The sequence below is a fragment of the uncultured Caulobacter sp. genome (assembly GCF_947036865.1).
In the GTDB taxonomy this organism is placed as follows: Bacteria; Pseudomonadota; Alphaproteobacteria; order Caulobacterales; family Caulobacteraceae; genus Caulobacter.
This window is the reverse complement of sequence record NZ_CAMQSF010000008.1, coordinates 23,666-48,167: the sequence shown is the minus strand read 5'-3', so window position 1 is coordinate 48,167 and position 24,502 is coordinate 23,666. Positions and strand designations below refer to the sequence as shown.

Genomic DNA, 24,502 nt, shown 5'->3' with positions numbered 1-24,502 from the left:
GCTGACGACCAAATGGGGGCCGACATGTCCGATCCCGAGCCCGGCGCGACGCCCGAGACGCCGGTCCGCAAGTTCAACATCAATTTCGGCCCCCAGCACCCGGCGGCGCACGGCGTCCTGCGCCTGGTGCTGGAGTTGGACGGCGAGGTCGTCGAGCGCGTCGATCCGCATATCGGCTTGCTGCATCGAGGCACCGAGAAGCTGGCCGAGGCCCGCCCCTATCTGCAGATCATCCCCTATTTCGACCGCCTCGACTATGTGGCGCCGATCAGCCAGGAACACGGCTTCTGCCTGGCCGTCGAAAAGCTGCTCGGCGTCGACGTGCCGATCCGCGCCCAGACGATCCGCGTGCTGTTCGACGAGATCAGCCGGGTCCTGAACCACCTGCTGAACGTGACGACCCAGGCCATGGACGTCGGCGCCCTGACCCCGCCGCTTTGGGGCTTCGAGGAGCGCGAGAAGCTGATGGTGTTCTACGAACGCGCCAGCGGCTCGCGGCTGCACGCCAACCTGATCCGTCCCGGCGGCGTTCGCCAGGACGTTCCGCCGGACCTGATCGAGGACATCGACGATTGGGCGAAGGCCTTTCCCAAGGTGCTGGACGACATCGAGGGTCTGATCACCGGCAACCGGGTGTTCAAGGGCCGCAATGTCGACATCGGCGTGGTCAGCCAGGACCAGGCCCTGGCCTGGGGCTTCTCCGGCGTGATGCTGCGCGGCTCGGGCGTCGCCTGGGACCTGCGTCGCAGCCAGCCGTACGAGAACTATAACGACTTCGAGTTCGATATCCCGCTGGGCAGGAAAGGCGATTGCTATGATCGCTATCTCTGCCGCATGCAGGAGATGCGGGAGTCGACCAAGATCATCCGCCAGGCCTGCGACCGCCTGCGCAAGGAGCCAGGTCCGGTGCGGACCGACGACCGCAAGATCGCGCCGCCGCCGCGCGCCGACATGAAGCGGTCGATGGAGGCGATGATACAGCACTTCAAGCTCTACACCGAGGGCTTCCACACCCCGCCCGGCGAGGTCTATGCGGCGCTCGAGGCGCCCAAGGGCGAGTTCGGCGTCTATCTGGTCAGCGACGGGACGAACAAGCCGTACAAGTGCAAGATCCGCGCGCCCGGCTTCGCCCACCTGGCCGGCATGGACTGGATGACGCGCGGCCATATGCTGGCCGACGTGTCGGCGATCCTGGGCTCGCTGGACATCGTCTTCGGCGAGGTCGACCGCTGAGGGAGACGGCGGACTAGGCGCTCCCGGCGCGCTCGAGCCGCTCCACCGCCGCGGCGACCACCTCTGGCGCGGCGTGGTGGATCATGTGGCCCACGCCCGGCAGCGGGCTGAACCGAGCGCGCGGCGCCAGCGCCGCGAGAAGCCGCCCATGCAGGGTGTTGTTGACCACCAGGTCGCTGTCGCCGCCCAGGATCTCCAGAGGAACATCCAGCGCCCCGACCCTCGCCAGCAACGCCAGGAGCTCCGGCCCGACGGCCAGGCAATCCTCGCCGATGCGCATGGTGGCCGCCGCCTCGCCGGCCAGATCGAACGGGAAGGCCCGCGTCATGGACGGCGGCATGGCCTGGGGCAGGAACATCGCGCGCCACAGGATCGGCAGAAGCCCGCGATCGAGCCCGGCGTGCGCCGTGGCGGCCAGCAGGTCGCCGGATCCCGGCCAGGCGCGCGGACCGAAGATCAGATGCTCCAGCCGCCACTCCGGGATCACGAGCGGCGCCAGGGCCACCACGCCCGCGACGGCGGCGGGACGCAGCACCGCCATGGCCACCGCGACCGACGCGCCGAAGGAGTGGCCGACAATGATCGGGCGCTCGACGCCTAGCTGATCAAGGCCGCGCCAGAGACCGCGCGCCTGGGCGAAGATCCCAGCGCCGGAGAGCCGATCGCGGCCGCTCCGTCCGAAGCCCGGGCGATCCACGGCGATCAGGCGACGGCCCGGCGCCAGCAAGTCCGACAGGGCCAGGGCCATGTCGTCCAGCGTGGTCAGGGTTCCGTGGATCAGGACCAAGGGGCGCCCTTGTCCGACCTCCGCATAGGCCAGGGCGTGGCCGCCGACCTCAAGGAAGGCGCGTGCCACCTCGCCGCCGCGCCAAGGCAGGGCCGACGTCCTGTCCGCCGTCAGGGGCGACTGATCGTGCATTCGACCTCGCAAGGAACCGCCGGCCAAACGGCGCGCCGCCGGGGCCGTTCCGCGCCCCAGGAAAAGCCACGCGTCGGGGCTCGTCGGCGGCGGCGGGTGCTTCCATTCGCCACGCCGCCGAGACGACATGTCCGGCTGCGCGCTTCGGCGTCCGGCGCCATATCGGCGGCTCGTCCTTTTTGCGAGTCGGTCCATGTTCTCGATCTATCGTCGCGCGATCGCCTCCCTGATCCAGGAACGTCGCCGCGCCGCCATCATCGTCGGCGCCAATCTCGTCTTGGGCGCCGTGGCCCTGCTCGACCCGATCGTGTTCGGCAAGGTGGTGGGCGCGGTCGGCCGCGGCGCCGCCGCCTGGCCCTACATCGCCGCCTGGGCCGCCGTCAGCGCCCTGGGCGTCGGCGCCGGGGTGACGGCGTCGATCGTCGCCGACCGGCTGTCCCACCGCCGACGGCTGCAGGCCATGACCGAGGCGTTCGACAACGCCGTGACCCTGCCCAGCGCCCTCATCTCCGAGCGCGGCACGAGCCGGCTGGTCCGGATCATGACCGCCGGCGGCGACAGCCTCTTCTGGGTGCTGCTGGGCTTTCTACGGGAGCAGATGCCGGCGCTCTTCGCCCTGGCGCTGATGATCCCCGTGGCGTTCTGGATGAATCCCGGCCTGGCCGGCGTGCTCGTCGCGCTGGCGGGGATCTACGTGGCCGCCAATCTCTACGTCATCCGGCGCACGGAGAGCGGCCAGCGCAGCGTCGACGATCAGGCGCAGGCGGTGTCCAGCCGCATCGGCGACGTCGTCGCCAACGTCTCGGTCGTCCAGGCCTACGCCAATCTGTACAGCGAGACCGCCAAGCTGCGGCAGCTTTCCCAGCAGTTGCTGAAAGCCCAGTTTCCCGTGCTCAACTGGTGGGCCCTGCTGATCGTCCTCACGCGCAGCGCCTCGACGATCGCGCTGGTCTCCATCTATGCCGTGGGCGGCGCCATGGCGGCGCATGGCCAATCGAGCCTGGGCGAGATCGTCGCCTTCGGCGGCTTCGCGACCCTGCTGATCGGACGTCTGGACCTGCTGTCCAGCTCGTTGTCGCGCCTGTTCGTGGGCCTGCCGACGCTGAAGGCCTTCTTCGCCCTGATCGACGAGCGCCAGGGCTTCAGCGACGCGCCCGACGCGCGGCCGCTGGAGAACGCTCGCGGCGAGGTGGCTTTCGAGGGCGTCACCCATTGGATCTGCGATCGCAACGACCTGGGCGTCTTCGATCTGAACGTGAGCGTGCCGGCCGGCGCGACGGTCGCGCTGGTGGGGTCCTCCGGCGCGGGCAAGACGACGATGATGTCGCTGTTGCAGCGCATCCGCGAACCCGATCTTGGCCGCATCACCATCGACGGCCGCGATCTGCGCGAGACCACGCTGGCCTCGCTGCGCGCCTCGATCGCGGTGGTGTTCCAAGAGGCCGGCCTCTTCAATCGGTCGATCGGCGAAAACCTGCGGATGGCGCGGCCCGAAGCCACGGACGCCGAGCTTCAGGCGGCGCTGGTCGCCGCCGAGGCCTGGGAGTTCGTTCAGGACAAGGAGGGTGGCCTGGATTTCGTGATCGGCGAACGCGGCCAGCTCCTCTCGGGCGGCGAACGGCAGCGCCTGGCGATCGCGCGCGCCATTCTCAAGAACGCGCCGATCCTGATCCTGGATGAAGCGACCAGCGCGCTCGACACCGTCACCGAGGCCAAGGTCAAGGCCGCGCTGGACAACGCCGCGCGCGGGCGCACCACCTTCGTGATCGCCCATCGCCTCTCGACCATCGTCGACGCCGATCTGATCCTGGTGCTCGACAAGGGCCGGATCGTCGAGCGCGGGACGTTCGCGGACCTGGTGGACCAGAACGGGCGCTTCGCCCATCTGGCCCGCGAGGCGGGCCTGGCGCCCGCCGAGGTCATTCCGCTGTCACCCAGGGCCGCGTGAGCAAGCGGCGACCGCGTTCGCCATCGATCAGCAAGTCCAGCGCCTGATCCAGGCGCGCCCGCCCCTCGGGCTCCGCCACGGCGACGTCGGCGCCGAACTCGGCGATGAGGATCCGCGCGTCCATGGCCAGCAGTTCGGCGACCAGGGGTTCGGACACGCTGTCGCCGCCGACCAGCGCCAAGAAGGCCAGGCCACGGATCGCGCTGGCCGCCGCCCAGCGAACGACCAGGTCATCTCGCGCCTCGGCCGCGTCGAGGGCGGCGATGATCGCCCACGGGCGCTCGCCATCGATCAGCGCCCCGGCCTTCGCGCGGTCGCCGACGATCCGATAGTCGAGCCCGCGCCAGAGGCAGGCTTGCGCCACCGCTTGCCCGAGCGTTCCGTCCCCCAGGATCACCAGAGGCGGTCCGGCCTCGGGAGTCCTGAGCCAGGTCGGCGGCGGGTCGTCCAGAGGGCGACGGACCGGCGCGTATTCCAGTCGGATGTCGCGCCGCCACCAGCCCGCGCCCAGCGCCGCCGGCGGCGGATCGGCCCGTTCGGCAAGGGCCTTCATCAGGGTCGCCAGGCCGGTCGGGCGAGGCGCCCCATCGCGAAGATCGAAGACGCCCGGCTCGTACGAGCCTGTCGCGCGCGTCAGCAGGCTGTCCCAGTCGAACGCCCCCAGCAACGACCAAGCCGTGACCCCGATCACCGGGATATCGTCCGCCCGCAGGCGCTCCGCCGCCCGCCAGGCCTCCAGAAGCCAGCGCATCTGCTCCTCGCGCGTGCAGCCGTTGTGAACCTCGGTCACCGCCATCGGAAGGCCGTAGCGCGCGTGGGTCTCGCGCAGGACGCCTTCCAGCCCGTCGGGTCCGGGCAGCAGCACCCGAACCGCCTCGACATCGGCATAGCGCACCGTCGCGTTGCCGCCGTGGCGCTCGGGCGGGTAGCGCTCAAGCCGGTGATCGAGAAAGCGCTCGCTGGTCAGGTAATGGTTGACGCCCAGGACGTCGGGCGGACAGGGCGCGTCGGCGATGGCCCGCAGCCGGTCACCCAGACCATAAAGGTCCAGCCGCTCGAAAAGACCGTGTTCGCGGTCAACCCGCCCGGTCAAGAGATCCCAGGTCATCCAACGCCGCAGGTTCTCAAAATCGGCCTGCTCGCGCAGCGGCGGCGTCGCGTAGGTGCGCCCCAGGTCCTCCGTCTGGATCAGGCGCGCGTCCGGCCGCGCGCGGCGAATGGCGCGCATCGACAGCCGCACCGCGTCGATCTGGTTCAAGAGCGCGGTCCAGAACGCGCCCTCGTCCGCGGCGTGCGGATGCCAGTGGCCGTAGAGGGCGCTGAAGCGCGCGGTGGTCAGCGGCTCGTTGACCGGCGTCCAGTCCTCGATCCAGTCATAGCGCTCCGCGACCGCCTGGGCATGCGCCGCCAGCCCCGGCGCGAACTCCGGATCCAGGAGGTCGGTGTGGCGCGGCCCCGATCCGTGGTGACAGAGCCCGACGATGGGTCTGATGGAAAGGGCGCGCAGGCGCTTCAGGCGCTCGTCGCTCCAGGTCCAGTCGGGCGGATCGTCCCGGCGGGGCGAGACCCGCTCCCACAGCACCGGATAGCGAAGCGCTCGGCACCCGGCCGCCGCGAACAGGTCGAGGTCGGCGACCCGCGTGTCATGGCCGCTGATGACCGACTGATCGCGATAATCGTCGCGGACGCGGTTCACCGTGCATTCGTGACCGCCCCAGAGCTCGAGCATTCCACCTCCAGCGAAACAAGTCTCTGAAAGCGGACACGGGGCCATGGAGCACGGACGATAAAATTTGTTGTCCACCCGCAGGGTATCCCCAGAACATCAAAACATATTCCAGGAAACCCGGACTTCGTTCGTTTCTTCTCTCCCAAATTACCAGGGAGATTTATGTGCCGCCGTCTTCACTGAACGCTAATCGGACTGGCCGCGCGGCCGATGACGCTCTTATCGTTTGCTTTTCTCACCTCCGCTGGGACTTCGTCTTCCAGCGCCCACAGCATCTGATGAGCCGGTTCGCCCAGCAGCGGCCGGTGATCTTCTGGGAGGAGCCTCGCCCCGGCGAAGGGGATCCGCGCGTCGAGACGCGGGTCTGCCTGGAAACCGGCGTCGTGGTCGCCACGCCGATGCTCGACCCGAACCTCGACGACGAGGCCCGCGACGCCACCTTGGGGCGTCTCTTGACCGAGCTCATCGCCGGCCGACCGGTGCGGGCGCGCTGGTACTACACGCCGATGATGCTGCCGTTCTCGCGGTCCGTGTCGGGCGCCTGCGTGGTCTATGACTGCATGGACGAGCTGGCGAACTTCAAGTTCGCCCCGCCGGCCCTGGTCGCGCTGGAGCGGGAACTGCTGGCGGCCGCCGACGTGGTCTTCACTGGCGGCTACAGCCTGTACGAGGCCAAGCGTTCGGCCCACGGCGACATCCACCCCTTCCCGTCCAGCGTGGATCGCGACCACTTCGCCAAGGCCCGCGCGTCGCGGGACACGCCGGCGGACCAGGCGGGCCTTGGAACCCCGCGCCTGGGCTTCTATGGCGTGATCGACGAGCGCATGGATCTTGATCTGATCGCCGCCGTCGCCGACGCGCGCCCGGATTGGACGCTCGTGCTGGTCGGCCCGGTGGTCAAGATCGACCCCGAGGCTCTGCCCCGACGCGCCAACATCGCCTATCTGGGCGGCAAGTCCTACGCCGCGCTCCCAGACTATCTGGCGGGCTGGGACGTGGCCCTGATGCCGTTCGCGATCAACGAGTCCACGCGGTTCATCAGCCCGACCAAGACGCCGGAATATCTCGCCGGCGGCCGTCCGGTGGTCTCGACGCCGATCACCGACGTCGTCCGGCACTACGGCGCCTTGCCGGGCGTGCGGATCGCCGCCGACGCCGAGGGCTTCGTGGCCGCCTGCGCCGAGGCGCTGGAGGACGCCAGGAGGCCCGAGACCTGGCTGCCCCGCGTGGACGCGGCCCTCGCCGATCTGTCCTGGGACGAGACCTTCCGCGCCATGAACGGCCGAATGGAGACCGCCATCGCCCGGCGCGCCCGCCAGGCCAGCGCCGACATCAAGGTCGCCCTGCCCTATGCGCCGGCCATCAGGCCCGCCTCGCGCCAGAGGCCGTTCGACTATGTCGTGGTCGGCGCCGGCTTCGCGGGCAGCGTCCTGGCCGAACGCCTGGCGGCGGGCCTGGGCAAGCGGGTCCTGCTGGTCGATCGCCGCCCGCACATCGGCGGCAACGCCTATGACGAGTACAACGCCGACGGTGTGCTGATGCACCGCTACGGGCCGCACATCTTCCACACCAACAGCGAGGACGTGGCGGCCTATCTGTCGCGCTTCACGCGCTGGCGGCCTTACGAGCACCGCGTCCTGGCGCGGACCAGCGCCGGCCTGCTGCCGATGCCGATCAACCGCACCACCCTGAACGGGCTCTATGGCCTGAACCTGACCTCCGACGACGAGGCGGCCGCCTTCCTGGCCAGCCGCGCCGAGCCGGTGGCCAGCGTCCGGACCTCCGAGGATGTCGTGATCTCGGCGATCGGCCGCGATCTCTACGAGCGCTTCTTCCGGGGCTATACGCGCAAGCAGTGGGGCCTTGACCCCTCGGAGCTGGACAAGTCGGTCACGGCTCGCGTCCCGACCCGGGTCAACACCGACGACCGCTATTTCACCGACAGCTTCCAGGCCATGCCCGCCGCCGGCTACACGCGGATGTTCGAGGCCATGGTCGATCATCCCAACATCACCGTCGAGACCGGCGTCGATTGGGAGGACGTGCGGGGCGAGACCGTGTTCGACCACGTGGTCTATACGGGTCCGATCGACGACTATTTCGATCAGCGCTTCGGGGCCCTGCCTTATCGCAGCCTGAGGTTCCGCCACGAGACCCACGACCAGGAATGGTTCCAGCCGGTGGGGACCGTCAACTATCCCGCCGAGGACGTGCCCTATACGCGGGTCAGCGAGTACAAGCACATCACCGGCCAGAGCCACCGCAAGACGACGATCACCTACGAGCATCCGTCGGCCACGGGCGATCCCTACTATCCGATCCCGCGACCCGAAAACCAGGCGCTCTACAAGCGCTACGAAGCGCTGGCCCTGGCCGAGCGCGGCGTGACCTTCGTCGGCCGGTTGGCGAGCTATCGCTACTACAACATGGACCAGGTGGTGGGGCAGGCTCTGGCCACCTTCCGCCGACTGGCCGAGCGCGAAGGCCGGGTCCTCAAGGGCGCGGAGATCGGCTCGGCGGTGGGGGACGCCTGATCGGCGGCCGGCCCTCGTAAGTTAATCGCCGGAGCGGCGGCGCGCTGGAAGTTACCCTCCCGACGCCGCCAGCTCTTCCCCCCAGCATGACGCGGCGTCGGAGCCCCGGTGTCGTGACACCGGGGCTCCATTTTCTGGACCGACGAGCGCGAGGTGACGATGTTTCAGCCGGAAATCCTCTTCGGGGTCGGCGTGGGCCTCCTCTTCGTCGCGCTGATCTACGGCATGATCCAGTACAAGACCCGCAACCGCGCCAACGACCGGCTGACGGAGGCCGCGACGAAGGCGCTCTACGACGATCCGGAACGCTTTCCCGAGAAGCGCCAGGCCCTCGAGCGGGACGTCGAACGGTCGTAACGCGTCGGCGCCCGATCGCCCCGCCCTATCGGCCCGCGTAGATCCGGTCCAAGGTCTCCGCCAGGCGAACCAGCTTGTCCGCTTCGGGATCGAACCGTCCGCCGCCCGCCAGACCGCGCGCCCAGGCCACGGCGGCGCGTCCGCCCCAGGCGTCCGGCGGCGAGACCAGCCTTTCCCGGGTTTGGCCGCGCAGCCTTTCGGCCGCGAAGTCGTAGAACGAGCCGCCGACATTGCTGAACGCCACCCCGCCCTCGGTCCCGTAGAAGGCCGCCGAGATCACGGCGTCCTGGCCCGCCGGCAGGCGCCATGAGCAGGCCAGGCGCACGACCGCGCCGCTGGACAGGGTCAGGGTCGCCACCCCGAAGTCCTCGACCATGTCGGCGCCAAGCGGGCGCCCGCCGGAGAGCAGCGCGCTGGACACGCTGGCGATCTCGGGGCCGTCCAAGGTCCATAGCGCCAGATCGACCAGGTGCGTGCCCAGATCCATGACGCAGCCGCCGCCGGCCAGGGCCGGGTCGTAGAACCACGCCTTGTCCGGTCCGTAGGCGTTATGGAAGGTCAGGTCGACGTGAAAGACGCGGCCGATCTCGCCGGCGGCGACGATGTCCCGTACGCGGCGCATGGCCTCGACGTGGCGATACGACAGGTCCACCGCCAGCAGGCGATCGGCCCGGCGGGCGGTCTCGACCACGGCGGCGACCTCGGCGCGGTCGCGGCCCAGCGGCTTCTGGCAGAACACCGCAACGCCGCGCTCGAGCGCCGCGATGGACTGCCGGGCGTGCAGCGCGCTGGGCGTGGCGATGACCAGCCCGTCCAGATCAAGGTCCAGCAGCCCGTGCAAGCCATCGACCGCCGAGGCCCCAGGCGCGAGTTCCAGCGCCGCGTCCAGCATCTCCGGAGAAGGGTCGGCCACGCCGACGGCCTCGACCACGCCGGCCTCGATCAGCGCCTGGAGACGGTGTCGACCAATCCAGCCGACGCCCAGAAAGCCCACGCGCGGCGAGCGGAGGTTCGCTTGGCTTCGAGAAGCGATCATCGTGTCGGTCATGGCGTCACCAGAGCCTTGAGGAAGCCGTCCGGTCGGTCGCGCGTGGCGTCCAGCGCCTCGTCCAGCCGCTCCAGCGGATAGGCGTGGGTGAGCAGCGCGCGCGGATCGATGACGCCCGCCTCCACCGCCGCGATCGCCGCGCGCACCCCGTCGGCATAGACCGCCGGGTCGCGCTCGTGCGCGTTGATCACGTCGAGGCCGCGCCAGTTCCACAGCCACATGTTCACCTGACGCGGACCATCCTGGTGGTAGCCGGCGACGATCAGTCGACCGCGCTCGGCCGTCAGCTCGGTCGCGAGATCCAGCGCCTCCTGCTTGCCGACGGCCTCGATCACCCGCTCGCACAAGCGCTCGTCGGTCAGCAGCTTGACCGCCTCGACCACCTTCCAGCGCTCGCCCATCTCGACCGTCTCGACCGCGCCCATGCGACGCGCGACATCCAGGGAATAGGCGCGCCGCGAGATGGCGATCACCCGCGCGCCGGCGTGGGTCGCCAACCGGGTCAGCACCGCGCCCAGGAAACCCGCCCCGACGATGGCCACGGTCTGGCCGGGCCGGATGTCCGACCGCGCGAAGATGTTCATCGCGCAGCCCAGCGGCTCTCCGGGGAAGGGCTGGCCAGCGAGGCTCTCGGGCAGGCGGACCGCCGCCGCCGCGTCGACGACATCGTATTCGGCGTAGCTGCGGTACGACAGCGCGGCGACGCGATCCCCGATGGCCAGGTCGCTCACGCCCTCCCCGACCGCGTCGACCACGCCCCAGCCCTCGTGGCCCAGACCGCCGGGCTCGGTCGGAAAGCTCATCCACTCCGGACCGGCCCAGGGCGTCAGGTTCGAGGCGCAGACGCCGCAGCCCTCCAGCCTGACGCGGACCTGGCCCGGACCAGGTTCCGGCCTGGGCACGTTTTGGACCACCATCTGGCCAGGACCGACGACGACGGCGGCGCGCATCAGGTCGCCCGGCGGCGAGGTTCCATCCATGAGTCTTCTCCTGAGGTTTGGTCGGCGAAGCGCCGCAGCGCCTCGCGATATCGGCGGGCGTGCGTCTCGACGCGCGAGGCCTCCTCGGCGGGCGCGAAGCTCCAAAGGCCCAGCTGGAAGGCGGGGTAGCAGGCGCGGTGGATCGCCAGCAGCGGTGGCGCGACGCCGAGGATCGCCGCGAGTCGGTCGGTCTCGGCCTCCGACAGACCCAGCTCCAGCTCGGCGCCGGCCACGTCCCAGGCGATGTCCTGACAGCCGACGAGATCGTGGCCGCGCGAATGGTCGACCGCGTCGGTCTTCAGCAGACGCCCGTCCGGCGTCACCAGCCATTCCCAGCCATGCAGGCGCGCGTCGACATGGACGGGACGGCTGGCCGGCGCATCCGCTAGCAGGGCCCGCAGCCGTCGCGCCACGGCCTGCCCGACGGCGTGGCCAAGCGCCTCGCCGGCATTGATCGCGGCCATCTCCGCCAGGGCCTCCAGGCCGGCGCCCTCCTCGACGCGCGCCGGAAACCGGTCGGCGCGGAAAGCCAGGTAACGGGCCAGGTGGTCCATAAGACGGGCGCGGCCCCAGCACTCGGGGTCGAGAGGCCGCGCGTCCGCGATCCAGCGGGCGGCGAGAAAGCCGTGCAACAGCCCGCCCGTCTCGGGGCAGAAGCCGTCGGCGGCGAGCGCCCGCGCCCGCTCGGCCTTGGCCTCGCCCTCCTCGCCCAGGCCGGCGAACTTCAGCAGCCACGCGCCCGTCGGCGTCTCGACGCGGAACTTGCGGCGTTCCAGCATCGGCAGGACCGGCGCGGCGCCGTCCGCGCGCCAGCGGCCGCCCGACAGGTCGACGGGCGGGCCCGACGGCGCGCCGAGCGTTTTGGCACACCAGGACGCCAGGCGAGACGGGCCGATCCAGCGATCGAAGTCGGCCGCCGACCGCCGCGCGAGGTCCCAGCGCCGCCGATGCCGCCCGCTGGCCATCGGCCCCGGCGCGCCATCGTGGCTGGGCAGATAGACGATCCGCTCGGGGCTCACGCCCGCGTCCTCCAGAAGGTCGCCGACCGCGCCGAACGAACTCCCCGACAGCCCCGGGCCTTCGTCGACGATCGCATAGGGACCGGCATGGCTCAGCAGGTCGCGCCGAACGGCCGCGCTCAACGCCAGATGACGCGCGAAGGGCTCGCCGACCGGGCGCGGCGCGACCACGCGCGTTCCCGGCGGAAAAGCGGCGCTGACCATGGGCGCCAGGGCCGCGCCGATGCTGCGCAGGCCGATCACGCAAGGCGGCGCCGCCCACCTCGTCGCGCGCGTGGCCTCGAAATAGGCCTCGGGATAGACCGCGTAGTGGGCGAAGCCCTCGGCGACGCGAAGCGACAAGGGCTCGGCCGGCAGGCTCGTCCGCCATCGGGTGAGCGCGTCTCCCAAGCCCAGCGGCGCCGCGTGGGCGGGGTCGTCCCACGACATGGCGACCGCGCCGGCAAGGCGCGAGAGGACCTCCAGCCCGACGCTCTGCGCGACGGTGGTGTCGTCGACGCCGTCACGGGCGAGTTCGAGGTCGGCGACACCCTGGTGCAGCGCGGCGGCGTCGATCAGCAGGCGCGTGAGCCGCGCATGGCGGTCGAGGCCCCGGCGCGCCCGCGTTTCGGCGACGCCCTCGGCGAGCGCGTCGAGGGCGGCGCTGGCGGATCCCGTCCGCGCCCGGTCGCCATAGACCCGCATCAGCCCGCCCGCGCATAGGCGATCGCCGCGCAAGCCTCGAAGCTCGGGGCGGCCTGTCCCCGCCGCGACAACCAAGCGCGCCAAGCCTCGATCTGCTCGACGCTGGGCGAAGCCTTGCGACGGCGCGACTTGACCAGGACGAGCGCTTCAAGCGCCCCCATGCCCCGCTCGACCAGCACGCACAGGGCCAGCATCACCGAACGGCCGATCCCGTGTTGGCAATGGATCAGCAGGCGTCGCCCCGTCCGCTGGGCGCGCTCGGCGAAGTCCAGTCCGGTCCGCAGCATCTCCGGCGTAACGGCCGCGTGATCCTCGGTGGGCAGGCTCAGAAAGACGACGCCCTGGCTTTCCCAGGCCGCGGCCTCGTCGATCGCCTCGGCGCGCGCGTCGATCACCGCGCCCAGCCGGTGGTCGCGCGCCAAGCTCGCCAGCGCCTCGGGCGCGCAGCAGCCGCCGATCGCGAGATCCTCGGTGATCCAGTCCAGATCGCATCCGTCTCCCACGGCCTAGCCGACCGCGCGCAGCGGTTCGACCGCCGCGCCGACGCGCGGCGCGTAGCGGCGCACCATGGCGGCGCAGAAGTCCGCGTACTCTTCGACGATCTGGGGCGGGCTGGTGTGATGCGGCTCCAGGCCGCGGTGCTCGGGCGTGAAGCAGAAGGTCACGGTCACCTCGAAGTCCGCCAGGGCCTCCATCTGCCGGTCGAACCAGGCCAGGGCGTCCGGGCGGAAGCTGTCCGCCCACGACAGGCCCGTGCGCAGGTGGCGCACGCCCAGCCGCTTCATCCACGCGACCGCTTCGTCGAGCCGATGGTCCTGGAAGTGGAACCATTGGCAAAGGCCCATCTGGCCGGCGTGGTCGGCGTAGACCTCCAGCCCCGGCTTGGGCGTTCCGTCCTCGCGCAACAGGCCCATGTGGAAGTGCCGGTAGTAGGACGAGCCCTCGGCCTCCCGGTGACGCGTCGTGGCTTCCCAAGTCTTGGGCAGATCATAGAGGCTGTACCAGTGGACGCGCGGCGCGCGGCCGATCAGCAGGTCGGCGGTCTTCTTGACCCCCCAGGCCTGGACCTCCTCCGAGCCGAAGCTGGAGACGCCGACCTCGGTGACCCAGACCGGTTTGTCGGTGACGGCCTTGATTTCCTCGAGCTTGGCCGGCCACTCGTCGATCGACCACAGATTCCAGTCCAGCGGAAAGCCATGGACGGCCAGCACATCCACATGATCGAGCGCGCCCTTGGCCTCCAGACGCCGCACGAAAGACGGATCGATCGGCGACATGCCGCCGAGCACCCGGGTCAGGCCCGGCGCCTCGGCCGCGATCGCCTGGCCGGCCAGACGCGTCATCTCGGCGAACAGGTCCCATTCGGGATCGAGATTGGGGTCCCAGTGCGACTTGTTGTTCGGCTCGTTCCAGATCTTGACCGCCTCGATCATCGCGCGTCCCCGTTTGAATGTCCGTTCTTGCCGTTCGGCTTTGGCCGCGCCGGATAGACCGCGCCGTCCCCCGCCCCGCCGACGCGGCGGCAGACGAAGATCTCGCTTTCCGGATGGTCGACGATCTCGAAGCCGGCGCTGCGCAGCATCGCCGCCGAGCAGGCGGCGTTCGGCGCCCACCAGTTGGTCGGGTCGCCCGAATAGCGGCCCTCGATGAAGTGCATCTTCGGATAGCCGGGGTCGTCGAAATGCTTGTCCTCGAAGAAGCCGTAGTCCTCGCGGACGGGCGCGATCGCGTCGGAGCCGCGCTGCATCGACTGATAGACCAGAAGGTCGCCGACGACGTGGTCGTGGATCAAGTCCAGCGCGAGCAGCGGGTGACGCAGGTGGTACAGCACGCCCATGAACAGGACGACGTCGAAGCGCTCGCCCAGGCTGGCGACGTCGTAGACCGACAGCTTGCGAAACTCGATGTCCGCGCCCTTCACCTCGGCGGCGAAGCGGGCCTGCTCGAGGTAGCGGTCGTCGAAATCGATCCCGAGCACCCGGCCCGCGCCCCGTCGCTTCATCTCCAGTGAATAGAAGCCCGCGTTACAGCCGATATCGAGCACGCTCTTGCCGGTCAGGTCCGCCGGAATGGCGTGCTCGAAGCGCCGCCATTTGACGTTCGGGTAGTCGTGCAGGAAGTGGTCCGGCGCGGTCGCCACGCCGTCCAGATCGAGGTTGTGGAACCACTGCCCCAGGGCCTCGACCCGAGCCTTGATCGTCTCGCGGCTCATTCCGACCATGGGGTCACCTCGTTCACGCGTTGCACATTGAGCCCCCACGACCCGATCACGACGGTGCTGAGCGAGGCCGGGGAGATCTCCAGCCGCGCGTGGTGGTCGAGACAGAGACCCAGGGCGTGGGCCAGGGCCGCCTTGATCACGTCGGCGTGGGACACGGCCGCCACCACGCCGCCGCCGCGCGCGCGCCAGATCCGCTCCAGCCAACGGGCGACCCGCGCCTGGACCTCCAGCATGCTCTCGCCATTCGGAGCGCGGTGCTGGCTGCGACCGGCGTTCCAGAACGCCCATTCCGGCGCATGGTCGAGATCCTCGAAGCGCGCGCCGGTCCAGTCGCCCAGGTCGATTTCGTTGAGCGGCTCGGCGATCTCGACCGCCAGTCCCTTGGCCTCGGCGAGCGGTTCGGCCGTGCGCAAGGCGCGCTCCAGCGGGCTGCTGTAGAGAACGTCGACCGTCTCTCCGGCGAGACGGCTCGCGAGCGCCCGCGCCTGGGCCGCGCCCACGCCGTTCAGCGCCGCGTTCGTACGGCCGCTGAGCGAGACCCCCAAAGCATCGGTGGCCCCGTGGCGGATCAGGTGCACGGTCAAGCTCATGACGCCAGGCGAGCGCCCGTGATCGCCGCCTCGCCGTCGTCCTCGCGCAGGCCGGCGATGAAGCGCTCCGTCCGCCGGTGGGCTTCGTCGTCCGAGAACTGACGCGGCGGCGACTTCATGAAATAGCTGGACGGCGCCTCCAGCGGGCCGGCCAGCCCGCGATCCAGTCCCAGCTTGGCGCAGCGCACCGCGTCGATGACCACGCCGGCAGAGTTCGGGCTGTCCCAGACCTCGAGCTTCAACTCGACGTTCAACGGCGCGCCGCCGAAGGCCGTGCCCTCGACGCGGATATGGGCCCACTTGCGGTCCGTAAGCCAGGGCACGAAGTCGCTGGGGCCGACATGCACGTCGTCGGCGTCTGGCGCGGTCTCGAACTGGCTGGTGACGGCCTGGGTCTTGGACACCTTCTTGGACGCCAGCCGCTCGCGCTCCAGCATGTTCTTGAAGTCGGTGTTGCCGCCGAAATTCAGCTGATAGGTGCGGTCGATCCGCACGCCGCGATCCTTGAAGAGGTTGGTCAGCATCCGGTGGATGATCGTGGCGCCGACCTGGCTCTTGATGTCGTCGCCGACGATCGGCAGGCCGCGCTCGCGAAACCGCCTCGCCCACGCCGGGTCCGAGGCGATGAACACCGGGATGCAGTTAACGAAGGCGCAGCCGGCGGCCAGGGCCTGTTCGGCGTAGAACTCGGTCGCCGCCTGCGAGCCGACTGGCAGATACGAAACGAGGACGTCGGTGCCGGTGCGGCGCAGTTCCTCGGCCACGTCGACGGCGGGCGCGTTGGCTTCCTCGATCTCGTCGGCCAGATAGCGGCCGATGCCGTCCAGGGTGGGGCCGCGCCGCACGACGGCGCCGGTCCGCGACGGCTGCGCGAAACGCATCGTGTTGTTCGGCGCGGCGAACACCGCCTCGGCCACGTCGCGCCCGACCTTGCCCGCGTGGATGTCGAAGGCGCTGGCGATCTCGATGTCGGCGACGTGGTAGCCGCCCAGGTCGACATGCATCAGCCCCGGCGGCGGCGCGTTGGCGGCGGCGTCCGCGTAGTGGCCAAGCCCCTGCACGAAGGACGAGGCGCAGTTGCCGACGCCGACCAGTCCCACGCGGAGTTTCCTGCGAGCCATCATGATCCCTGTTCGGAGGAGCCCCGCCCCGTGCGGCAGCTTTGTAGCTGCAGGACGCTCTCGACGAGACCTTTGTTCCTGAGACGGCCGCGTTTACATCAAATGATGGATCTCAAACCCGAAACAGAACAACAAATGATAATAACATTTGATCAACGGGAACGGTAATTGCTTGAATCATATTGTTTGATAACTTGAGCACAGCAACTTAGCTGAGGAACTTACAACAAGAAGATCGTGTTGCCTTGCCAAGTTCAGCAAGGGACGCGCCATGAGCCAAGCCAAGTCGATCACGGACCACGACGCCATTCGTCGGTGGGCGGAAGAGCGCGGCGGGCGGCCGGCGCGCGTCAAGGCGACCGCCGACAAGGACGGCGGCGGCGTCCTGCGCTTCGACTTCGGCGACAAGGACGACGCGCTGGAGGAGATCGACTGGGAGACCTTCTTCCGCATCTTCGACGACAACAAGCTCGCCCTGCTGGAGCAGGACGAAACCAAGGACGGCCAGCTCAGCCGCTTCTCCAAGTTCGTGCAGCGCTGAGGCCGGGATGTCGGAAACCGTTCTGATCACCGGCGGCGCCGGCTTCATCGGCCGCTGGCTGGCGCGCGCCCTGCTGCGCGACGGCCATCGGGTCCGCGTGCTCGACAGCCTGATCGAGCAGGTCCACCCCCGCCGCGAGCGGCCGACCGAGCTCGACGCGGAGGTCGAGTTGATCGTCGGCGACGTGCGCGATGAGACCGCCGTGCGGCGGGCTCTAAAGAGCGTCGACGCCGTCGTCCACCTCGCCGCCGAGGTGGGCGTCGGTCAGAGCATGTACGCGGTCGATCGCTATACCTCGGTCAACGATCTCGGGACCGCCGTGCTGTTTCAGCAGCTGATCGACAATCCGGTGCGCCGGGTCGTCACCGCCTCGTCGATGAGCGTCTATGGCGAGGGACGCTATCGCACCGCCGACGGCGAGATCCGCGACGAGGTCATCCGCGACGGACGCGGCCCTGACGGGTCGTGGGATCCGCGCGACGAACGGGGTCGCCCGCTGACCCCTGCCCCGACGCCGGAGACCAAGCCGACCGCCCTGAAGTCGGTCTACGCGATCGGCAAATATGTGCAGGAGCGGCTGACCCTTACCCTCACCCGGCAGTACGGGATGGAGGGCGCGGCCTTGCGCCTGTGGAACGTCTATGGCCCGGGCCAGGCGCTTTCCAATCCCTATACCGGCGTGCTGGCGATCTTCGCCTCGCGGATCGCCAACGGCCAGCCGCCGATGATCTTCGAGGACGGGTTGCAGCGCCGCGACTTCGTCCACGTCACCGACATCGCCGAGGCCTTCGTCCTGGCGCTGAAAGAGGCCTCGGCCGATGGCGAGGTGTTCAACATCGCCAGTGGCGAGGATCGCACGATCGCGGACGTCGCCCGCTTGCAGGCCGCCTCGATGGGGCGGTCGGACCTGACGCCCGAGATCACCGGCAAGTCCCGGGCCGGCGACATCCGCCACTGCATTCCCGACCTGACCAAGGCCCGCGAGCGCCTCGGCTACGCGGCGCGGCGCGACTTCGGCGAGGGCTTGGCGGAGCTGGCCGAGTGGGTCTCGCGCCAGGAGGCCGAGGACCGGGTCGCCGAAGCGCGCAAGGAGCTGGAACTGCGGGGACTGGTGGCATGACCGGCGGCCCGATCGTCGTCACCGGCGGCGCCGGCTTTATCGGCAGCAATCTCGTCGACCGCCTGGCCGGCGCGGGACGCGACGTCGTGGTGCTCGACGCCCTGGCCCGCCCCGGTGTCGAGCGGAACCTGGCATGGCTGAAGCAGCGGCATCCCAGGCGCGTCCGCTCGACCATCGCCGACATCCGCGACCGCCGCGCGGTGGACGAGGCGCTCGCCAGCGCCGACGCGGTGTTTCACCTCGCCGCCCAGGTGGCGGTGACCACCAGCCTTGTCGATCCGATCGAGGACTTCGAGATCAATGTCGGCGGCGCCGTCAACGTACTGGAGGCCGCGCGCCGGGCCGAGGCGCCGGTGATCTTCGCGAGCACCAACAAGGTCTATGGCGACCTGGGCGATGTCGGGCTGGCGCTGACGGACGGCGCCTATCGGCCAACCGATCCGGCCATGCGACGCGCCGGCGTCGCGGAGGACCGGCCGCTGGATTTCCATACGCCCTATGGGTGCTCGAAGGGCGCGGCGGACCAGTACGTGCTGGACTACGCGCGCAGCTTCGATCTGCCGACCTGCGTGCTGCGGATGAGCTGCATCTATGGCCCCCGGCAGATGGGGACCGAGGATCAGGGCTGGGTCGCCCACTTCCTGATCCGCGCCCTGGCCGGCGAGCCCATCACCCTCTATGGCGACGGCCGGCAGGTGCGTGACGTGCTGTTCGTCGACGACGCGGTCGACGCCTATGTCGCGGCGCTCGACCGGATCGAGGCCGTCAAGGGCCAGGCGTTCAATCTCGGCGGCGGCGCGGCCAACGCCATCAGCCTGCTGACCCTGATCGACCATATCGAGCGGCTGATCGGCCGGCGCGTCGAGACCCGCTTCGAGGGCTGGCGGCCGGGCGACCAGCGCTACTACGTCTCGGACGCCGGCAAGGCGCGGGCGCTGCTAGGCCTGGGACAGCCGGTCGCCTGGCGCGATGGCGTCGCGCGCCTCGCCGACTGGCTCGAACGCGAGAGACCAGCGGCCGCTCCGCGTCGCGTGGGGGCGGTCTCTTGAAGGCCCCGGCGACGCCTGACGAGGGACGGCATGTGCTGATGACGACCGACGCCGTCGGCGGGGTCTGGACCTATGCCCTGGATCTCGCGGCCGGTCTGGCCGAGGCGGGCGTCCGCGTCAGCCTCGCGGTCCTGGGCCCGCCCCCGACCGCCGACCAGATCGCCGAGGCCGCCGCCACCCCGGGCCTTGACTTGATCGACACGGGGCTGCCGCTCGATTGGACGGCCGAGGACGCGCGGGCTTTGGATCAGGCCGGGCGGGGCGTCAGCGACTTGGCCGCCGAGCTTGGCGTGGATCTGGTTCACCTGAACGCCCCGGCCCTCGCCGGCGCGGCGCGGTTCCGGCAGCCGGTCGTCAGCGTCGCGCACTCGTGCCTGGCGACCTGGTGGCGCGCGGTGCGCGGCGGGCCGCCGCCCGAGGATTTCCGCTGGCGGATCGAGGCCCATCGGCGCGGCCTGCTCGCCTCGGACGCGGTGATCGCGCCCAGCGGCGCCTTCGCCGACGACACCATGCGGGCCTACGACACGGTCAGGCCCTTCGTCGTTCCGAACGGCCGCCGGCCGGACACCGCGCCGGCGCGGGCGTCGCGGTCCGGAGTCGTGACCACCGGGCGCCTGTGGGACGACGGCAAGAACATCGCGACTCTGGATCGCGCGGCCGCGCGCCTGCCCTTTCCGCTCAAGGCGATCGGCCCGCTGACGGGTCCGCACGGCGAGCGGCGACGCGTCGATGACGCCATCGCGGTCGGCCGCCTCTCCGCCGAGGCGGTGCGCGTCGAGCTGAGCGCCGCCGCGATCTTCGCCTCGGCTTCCCTCTACGAGCCGTTCGGCCTTGGCGTGCTGGAGGCCGCGCAGGCGGGCTGCGCCCTGGTGCTGAGCGACATTCCGACCTTTCGGGAATTGTGGAACGGCGCGGCCCTGTTCGCGCCGGGGCGTGACGACGCGGCCTTCGCCAGCGCGATCCAGGCCCTCTGCGACGATGATCATCGTCGCGAGGCGCTGGGCCTGGCGGCCCGGGCGCAAGCGGCGCGCTACGGGGTCGAGGCCATGACCGCCGGCGTCCTCGACATCTATGCCCGCCTCGCGCCAGGCCTGGGGCCGTCCGTTCGCCGGGAGGTCGCCGCGTGAGGATCGTCTATTTCACCCATTCGCTGAGCTCGTGCTGGAACCACGGCAACGCGCATTTCCTGCGCGGCGTGCTGCGCGACCTCGGCCGCCGCGGCCATGTGGTCACCGCCTTGGAGCCCGACGGCGCCTGGAGCCTGGCCAGCCTGCTCGCCGACCACGGCGAGCGGGGCCTGACGCCCTTTCGCGAGACCTATCCCGACCTCGACTGGCGCGCCTACGGCCGGCTCGGCGAGGCCGTGGACCAAGCCGCCGACGCCGATCTGGTGATCGTCCACGAATGGAGCGACCCCGCGCTGGTCGCGGCCTTGGGCGCCAAGCGAAAGGCCGGCGGGCGGTTCACCCTGCTGTTCCACGACACCCACCACCGCGCCGTCAGCGATCCGGACGCCATCCGCGCCTTCGATCTCGACGGCTATGACGGCGTGCTGGCCTTCGGCGAGACGCTCGCGGCGGTCTACCGCCGCTGGGGCTGGGGCGATCGGGTGTTCGTCTGGCACGAGGCCGCCGACGTCACGGTGTTCCAGCCCCCGGCTCATGAGGGCGAGCGGCAAGGCCTGGTCTGGATCGGCAACTGGGGCGATGGCGAGCGGACGGCCGAGATCGAGGCCTATCTGCTGGCGCCCGCCCGAGACGCGGGGCTGTCGCTGGACATTCACGGCGTCCGCTATCCGGAAGCGGCCAAGGCGCTGCTGGCCCGGTATGGCGCGACCTATCGCGGCTGGCTGGCCAACGCCGCGGTTCCGCGCGCGTTCGCCCGGCGCCTGGCCACGGCCCACGTGCCGCGACGGTTCTATGTCGAGGCCTTGCCCGGCATCCCGACCATTCGCGTCTTCGAGGCCCTGGCCTGCGGCATCCCCCTGGTCAGCGCGCCGTGGCGCGACGTGGAGGGCCTGTTCCGGCCGGGAACCGACTATCTGATCGGCGAGGATCGCGCGGCGATGACGACGCACCTGCGCGCCGTCGCGGCCGATCCGGAACTTCGCCAAAGCCTCGCCCAGCACGGGCTGGAGACCATCCGCGCCCGCCACACCTGCGCCCACAGAGTCGACGAGCTGCTGGCGATCCTTCGCCGGATCGGCGCGGCCCCCGCCTTGGAGAGCGTCGCATGAAGATCGCCTTCTACGGATCGAGCCTCTTGTCCGCCTACTGGAACGGCGCGGCGACCTATTACAGGGGCCTTCTGCGCGACCTGGCCGGGCGAGGCCACCAGATCGTCTTCTACGAGCCGGACGCCTTCGATCGCCAGAAGCACCGCGACATCGAACCGCCGGCGTGGGCCCGCGTGGTCGTCTATGACGCGACGGAGTCGGCGGTCGACGCGGTCATTCAGGAGTCCGGCGACGCCGACGTCGTGGTCAAGGCCAGCGGGGTCGGCGTGTTCGACGACCGGCTGATCGCCGGCCTGGTCGCGGCCGCCGCGCCGCACGCGGTCAAGGTGTTCTGGGACGTCGACGCGCCGGCCACCCTGGCCGAGATCACGCCCGCGCCCGACCATCCGCTGCGCCAGGCGCTAGAGAGACTGGACTTCGTGCTGACCTATGGCGGCGGGCCGCCGGTGATCGACGCCTACAAGCGCCTCGGGGCCCGCGCGTGCCAGCCGATCTACAACGCCCTGGACCCGCATACGCATCATCCCGTCCCGATCGAGCCCCGCTTCGCCCGGGATCTGAACTTCCTGGCCAACCGCCTGCCGGATCGCGAGCGGCGGGTGGAGCGGTTCTTCCTCGACGCCGCCGCCCGCCTCCCCGACCGCCGGTTCCTGCTGGGCGGCTCGGGTTGGGACGACAAGCCCATGCCCGACAATGTCGAGCGCCTGGGGCATGTCGGCACCGCCGATCACAACGCGTTCAACGGCTCGCCCCTGGCGGTGCTGAACGTCGCCCGGGACTCGATGGCCGAGGTCGGCTTCTCCCCGGCCACGCGCGTCTTCGAAGCCGCCGGCGCCGCCGGCTGCCTGATCACGGACGCCTGGGAGGGCCTCGAACTGTTCCTCGCGCCCAACGAGGAGGTTCTGGTCGCCCGCGACGGCCAGGACGTGGCCGAGCATCTCCGCGCCCTGACGCCCGAGCGCGCCCGCGCCATCGGCCAGGCCGCCCGCCAGCGGGTGCTGGCCGAACACACCTACGCCCGGCGCGGCGCGGAGGTGGATCAGCTGCTGCGCCACGCCGTCGATCTGAAGCGCGAAGGGAGCCTGGCGTGAAGCTCGTCGTCCTCGGCCTCGCCCTCTCCTCGTCCTGGGGCAATGGCCACGCCACCACCTATCGCGCGCTGCTGAAGGCCTTCGCCGAGCGCGGTCACGACATCCTGTTCCTGGAGCGGGACGTTCCCTGGTACGCGGCGCACCGCGACCTCGAACCCGACTTCTGCCGGCTGGCCTTCTATGATGACCTCGCCGGCCTTGAGGCCTGGCGGTCGGAGATCGCGGCGGCCGACGCCGTGATCGTCGGTTCCTACGTGCCCGAAGGCGCGGCGATCGGCGACTGGGTGCTGACCCACGCGCGGGGCGTGAAGGCGTTCTACGATATCGACACCCCGGTCACCCTGGCCAATCTGCAGGCCGGCCCGCTCGACTATCTGTCGGCGGACCTGATCCCGCGCTACGACCTCTATCTGTCGTTCACCGGCGGGCCGACGCTGCGGCGCATCGAGCGCGACCTGGGCTCGCCCGCCGCCCGCGCCCTCTATTGCTCGGTGGACGCCGACCTCTATCGGCCGATCGAGACGGCCAAGCGCTGGGACCTCAGCTATCTGGGCACGTACAGCGTCGATCGCCAGCCGATCCTGGAGCGCCTGCTGCTGGAACCGGCCCGCGCGGCGCCGCACCTGAAGTTCTGCGTCGCCGGGCCGCAATATCCCGCCGACATCGCCTGGCCGGATAACGTCGAACGGATCGACCATGTCGGTCCCGCCGAGCACCCGGCCTTCTACGGCGCCAGCCGCTTCACGCTGAATGTCACCCGCGCCGACATGTCGGCGGCCGGCTACAGCCCCAGCGTCCGCCTGTTCGAGGCGGCGGCCTGCGGGGCGGCGATCATCTCCGACCGGTGGGACGGGATCGAGACGCTGTTCGAGCCGGACCACGAGATCATCCTGGCCGACGACGGCGCCGCCGTGCTGGCGGCGCTCGCCGCCCCCGTCGACCTGCCGCGACGGATCGGTCAAGCCGGACGCCAGAAGATCCTCGGCGCCCACACCGCCCGTCACCGCGTGCTCGAACTGGAGCGCCTGTTGCTCGCGGCGGCCCGCGCCCCGCTTTCGCCCCCTGTCGCCGAGGTCGCCCATGCCTGAGAAGACGTCGCTCTCCATCCTCGTCGCCGGCGGCGCCGGCTTCGTGGGCTCGCACCTCTGCGAACGGCTGATCGCCGACGGGCACCGGGTGGTCTGCCTCGACAACCTGCAGACCGGCTCGCGCGACAACCTGCGCCGGCTGGAGGCGCACGAGCGGTTCAGACTCCGCATCGGCGACATCGTCAGACCGCTGCCGACGCGCGTAAGCCGGACGCGGTTCGACCGCATCTACAATCTGGCCTGCGCCGCCTCGCCGCCGCTCTATCAGCGCGATCCGGAGCACACGCTGCTGACCAGCGTCCTGGGAACCGACCGCCTGCTGAGGCTGGCCGAACGCGATGGCGCGCGCCTGCTGCAAGCCTCGACCAGCGAGGTCTATGGCGATCCGATCGCCCACCCGCAGGTCGAGAGCGACTGGGGCAACGTCAACTGCACTGGCCCTCGCGCCTGCTACGACGAGGGCAAGCGGGCCGCCGAGGCCCTGTGCTTCGACTTCGAGCGCCTGGGCCGCGCCGAGGTGCGGGTGGCCCGGATCTTCAACACCTACGGTCCGCGTCTGTCGGCCCACGATGGCCGGGTGGTCTCGAACCTCGTGAGCCAAGCCATCGCCGGAGAGGACATCACCGTCTTCGGCGACGGCGCCCAGACCCGCTCGTTCTGCTTCGTCGCCGACCTCGTCGAAGGCCTGATGCGTCTGATGGAGCACCCGGTCTCGCCGCGCGGCCCCGTCAATCTCGGAAATCCGGAGGAACTGACCATCCGCCAGCTGGTCGAGGTCGTGCTGGAGCTGACGGGCTCGTCGTCGAAGGTCGTCCACCAGCGCCTGCCGGTCGACGACCCGCGACGCCGCCGTCCCGACATCACTCGCGCGATCGAGATCCTGGGCTGGCGGCCGACCACCAGCCTCGGCGATGGCCTGCGGACCACCATCGCCTGGTTCGAGGCCCAGGACCGCCCGCGACCCCGTCAGGACGAGACGGAGCTCGTGGCCTAG

At 70.3% G+C, this 24,502-nt stretch carries 22 protein-coding genes; 12 read left to right on the top strand and 10 right to left on the bottom strand.

Annotation, left to right across the window (positions count from 1 at the left end; genetic code table 11):
• Positions 1–24: 24 nt before the first annotated feature.
• A complete protein-coding gene (locus tag Q0V34_RS07405) occupies positions 25–1,233 on the top strand; it encodes an NADH-quinone oxidoreductase subunit D (protein WP_297509995.1) in 1,209 nt (402 codons plus the stop codon).
• Positions 1,234–1,246: 13 nt separating this feature from the next.
• On the opposite strand, the gene Q0V34_RS07400 is transcribed toward Q0V34_RS07405, so the two are convergent.
• Positions 1,247–2,152, bottom strand: a complete 906-nt coding sequence (locus tag Q0V34_RS07400; RefSeq protein ID WP_297509992.1) for an alpha/beta fold hydrolase — start codon at positions 2,150–2,152, stop codon at positions 1,247–1,249.
• Positions 2,153–2,345: 193 nt separating this feature from the next.
• Between Q0V34_RS07400 and Q0V34_RS07395 the strand changes: the two genes are divergently transcribed.
• On the top strand, positions 2,346–4,100 hold the full coding sequence (locus Q0V34_RS07395) for an ATP-binding cassette domain-containing protein (protein ID WP_297509989.1): 1,755 nt from the start codon (positions 2,346–2,348) through the stop codon (positions 4,098–4,100).
• On the opposite strand, the gene Q0V34_RS07390 is transcribed toward Q0V34_RS07395, so the two are convergent.
• Positions 4,072–5,829 (bottom strand): family 1 glycosylhydrolase, encoded by a 1,758-nt coding sequence (locus Q0V34_RS07390; RefSeq protein ID WP_297509986.1) that lies wholly within the window; start codon positions 5,827–5,829, stop codon positions 4,072–4,074. The genes Q0V34_RS07395 and Q0V34_RS07390 overlap by 29 nt on opposite strands.
• A 278-nt stretch (positions 5,830–6,107) precedes the next feature.
• Between Q0V34_RS07390 and glf the strand changes: the two genes are divergently transcribed.
• Both glf and Q0V34_RS07380 read left to right on the top strand, forming a co-directional pair.
• Complete coding sequence (gene glf / locus Q0V34_RS07385; RefSeq protein WP_297509983.1) at positions 6,108–8,363, top strand: UDP-galactopyranose mutase; 2,256 nt, start codon at positions 6,108–6,110, stop codon at positions 8,361–8,363.
• Positions 8,364–8,516: 153 nt separating this feature from the next.
• Positions 8,517–8,720, top strand: coding sequence for a hypothetical protein (locus Q0V34_RS07380; protein WP_297509980.1), 204 nt, complete (start codon positions 8,517–8,519; stop codon positions 8,718–8,720).
• Between the two features lie 25 nt (positions 8,721–8,745).
• Here the strand turns inward: Q0V34_RS07380 and Q0V34_RS07375 are convergent, their stop codons facing one another.
• The 8 genes from Q0V34_RS07375 to Q0V34_RS07340 are packed head-to-tail and all read right to left on the bottom strand — an operon-like array spanning position 8,746 to position 16,386.
• A complete protein-coding gene (locus Q0V34_RS07375) occupies positions 8,746–9,768 on the bottom strand; it encodes a Gfo/Idh/MocA family oxidoreductase (protein WP_297509977.1) in 1,023 nt (340 codons plus the stop codon).
• Positions 9,765–10,748 carry a zinc-binding dehydrogenase gene (locus Q0V34_RS07370; protein WP_297509974.1) on the bottom strand — a complete coding sequence of 328 codons (984 nt, stop codon included), beginning with the start codon at positions 10,746–10,748 and terminating at the stop codon, positions 9,765–9,767. Before Q0V34_RS07370 ends, Q0V34_RS07375 begins: the two co-directional genes overlap by 4 nt.
• The gene (locus Q0V34_RS07365) at positions 10,718–12,484 is read right to left on the bottom strand and encodes a hypothetical protein (RefSeq protein WP_297509971.1); all 1,767 of its coding nucleotides are present in this window, start codon (positions 12,482–12,484) and stop codon (positions 10,718–10,720) included. Before Q0V34_RS07365 ends, Q0V34_RS07370 begins: the two co-directional genes overlap by 31 nt.
• Positions 12,451–12,954 carry a dual specificity protein phosphatase family protein gene (locus tag Q0V34_RS07360; RefSeq protein ID WP_297509968.1) on the bottom strand — a complete coding sequence of 168 codons (504 nt, stop codon included), beginning with the start codon at positions 12,952–12,954 and terminating at the stop codon, positions 12,451–12,453. The genes Q0V34_RS07365 and Q0V34_RS07360 overlap by 34 nt, the downstream gene beginning before the upstream one ends.
• Positions 12,955–12,957: 3 nt before the next feature.
• Positions 12,958–13,884, bottom strand: a complete 927-nt coding sequence (locus tag Q0V34_RS07355) for a beta-xylosidase (protein WP_297509965.1) — start codon at positions 13,882–13,884, stop codon at positions 12,958–12,960.
• A complete protein-coding gene (locus Q0V34_RS07350; RefSeq protein WP_297509962.1) occupies positions 13,881–14,672 on the bottom strand; it encodes a TIGR04290 family methyltransferase in 792 nt (263 codons plus the stop codon). Before Q0V34_RS07350 ends, Q0V34_RS07355 begins: the two co-directional genes overlap by 4 nt.
• Positions 14,660–15,262 carry a histidine phosphatase family protein gene (locus Q0V34_RS07345; RefSeq protein ID WP_297509959.1) on the bottom strand — a complete coding sequence of 201 codons (603 nt, stop codon included), beginning with the start codon at positions 15,260–15,262 and terminating at the stop codon, positions 14,660–14,662. Before Q0V34_RS07345 ends, Q0V34_RS07350 begins: the two co-directional genes overlap by 13 nt.
• Entirely contained in the window at positions 15,259–16,386 is a 1,128-nt protein-coding gene (locus Q0V34_RS07340; protein ID WP_367272044.1) for an inositol-3-phosphate synthase, read from the bottom strand. The genes Q0V34_RS07345 and Q0V34_RS07340 overlap by 4 nt, the downstream gene beginning before the upstream one ends.
• A 268-nt stretch (positions 16,387–16,654) precedes the next feature.
• Here Q0V34_RS07340 and Q0V34_RS07335 point away from each other — a divergent pair, with 268 nt between their 5' ends.
• Genes Q0V34_RS07335 through Q0V34_RS07300 form a run of 8 tightly spaced genes read left to right on the top strand, consistent with a single transcriptional unit; the run spans position 16,655 to position 24,502 of the window.
• Positions 16,655–16,924 carry a hypothetical protein gene (locus Q0V34_RS07335; RefSeq protein ID WP_297509954.1) on the top strand — a complete coding sequence of 90 codons (270 nt, stop codon included), beginning with the start codon at positions 16,655–16,657 and terminating at the stop codon, positions 16,922–16,924.
• Between the two features lie 7 nt (positions 16,925–16,931).
• Entirely contained in the window at positions 16,932–18,044 is a 1,113-nt protein-coding gene (locus Q0V34_RS07330) for an NAD(P)-dependent oxidoreductase (protein WP_297509951.1), read from the top strand.
• Complete coding sequence (locus Q0V34_RS07325) at positions 18,041–19,093, top strand: NAD-dependent epimerase/dehydratase family protein (protein ID WP_297509949.1); 1,053 nt, start codon at positions 18,041–18,043, stop codon at positions 19,091–19,093. Before Q0V34_RS07330 ends, Q0V34_RS07325 begins: the two co-directional genes overlap by 4 nt.
• A 38-nt stretch (positions 19,094–19,131) precedes the next feature.
• Positions 19,132–20,220 (top strand): glycosyltransferase family 4 protein, encoded by a 1,089-nt coding sequence (locus Q0V34_RS07320; RefSeq protein WP_297509947.1) that lies wholly within the window; start codon positions 19,132–19,134, stop codon positions 20,218–20,220.
• On the top strand, positions 20,217–21,329 hold the full coding sequence (locus tag Q0V34_RS07315) for a glycosyltransferase (RefSeq protein WP_297509945.1): 1,113 nt from the start codon (positions 20,217–20,219) through the stop codon (positions 21,327–21,329). Before Q0V34_RS07320 ends, Q0V34_RS07315 begins: the two co-directional genes overlap by 4 nt.
• Entirely contained in the window at positions 21,326–22,420 is a 1,095-nt protein-coding gene (locus Q0V34_RS07310; protein WP_297509943.1) for a glycosyltransferase, read from the top strand. Before Q0V34_RS07315 ends, Q0V34_RS07310 begins: the two co-directional genes overlap by 4 nt.
• The gene (locus tag Q0V34_RS07305; RefSeq protein WP_297509941.1) at positions 22,417–23,508 is read left to right on the top strand and encodes a glycosyltransferase; all 1,092 of its coding nucleotides are present in this window, start codon (positions 22,417–22,419) and stop codon (positions 23,506–23,508) included. Before Q0V34_RS07310 ends, Q0V34_RS07305 begins: the two co-directional genes overlap by 4 nt.
• On the top strand, positions 23,501–24,502 hold the full coding sequence (locus Q0V34_RS07300; protein ID WP_297509939.1) for a UDP-glucuronic acid decarboxylase family protein: 1,002 nt from the start codon (positions 23,501–23,503) through the stop codon (positions 24,500–24,502). The genes Q0V34_RS07305 and Q0V34_RS07300 overlap by 8 nt, the downstream gene beginning before the upstream one ends.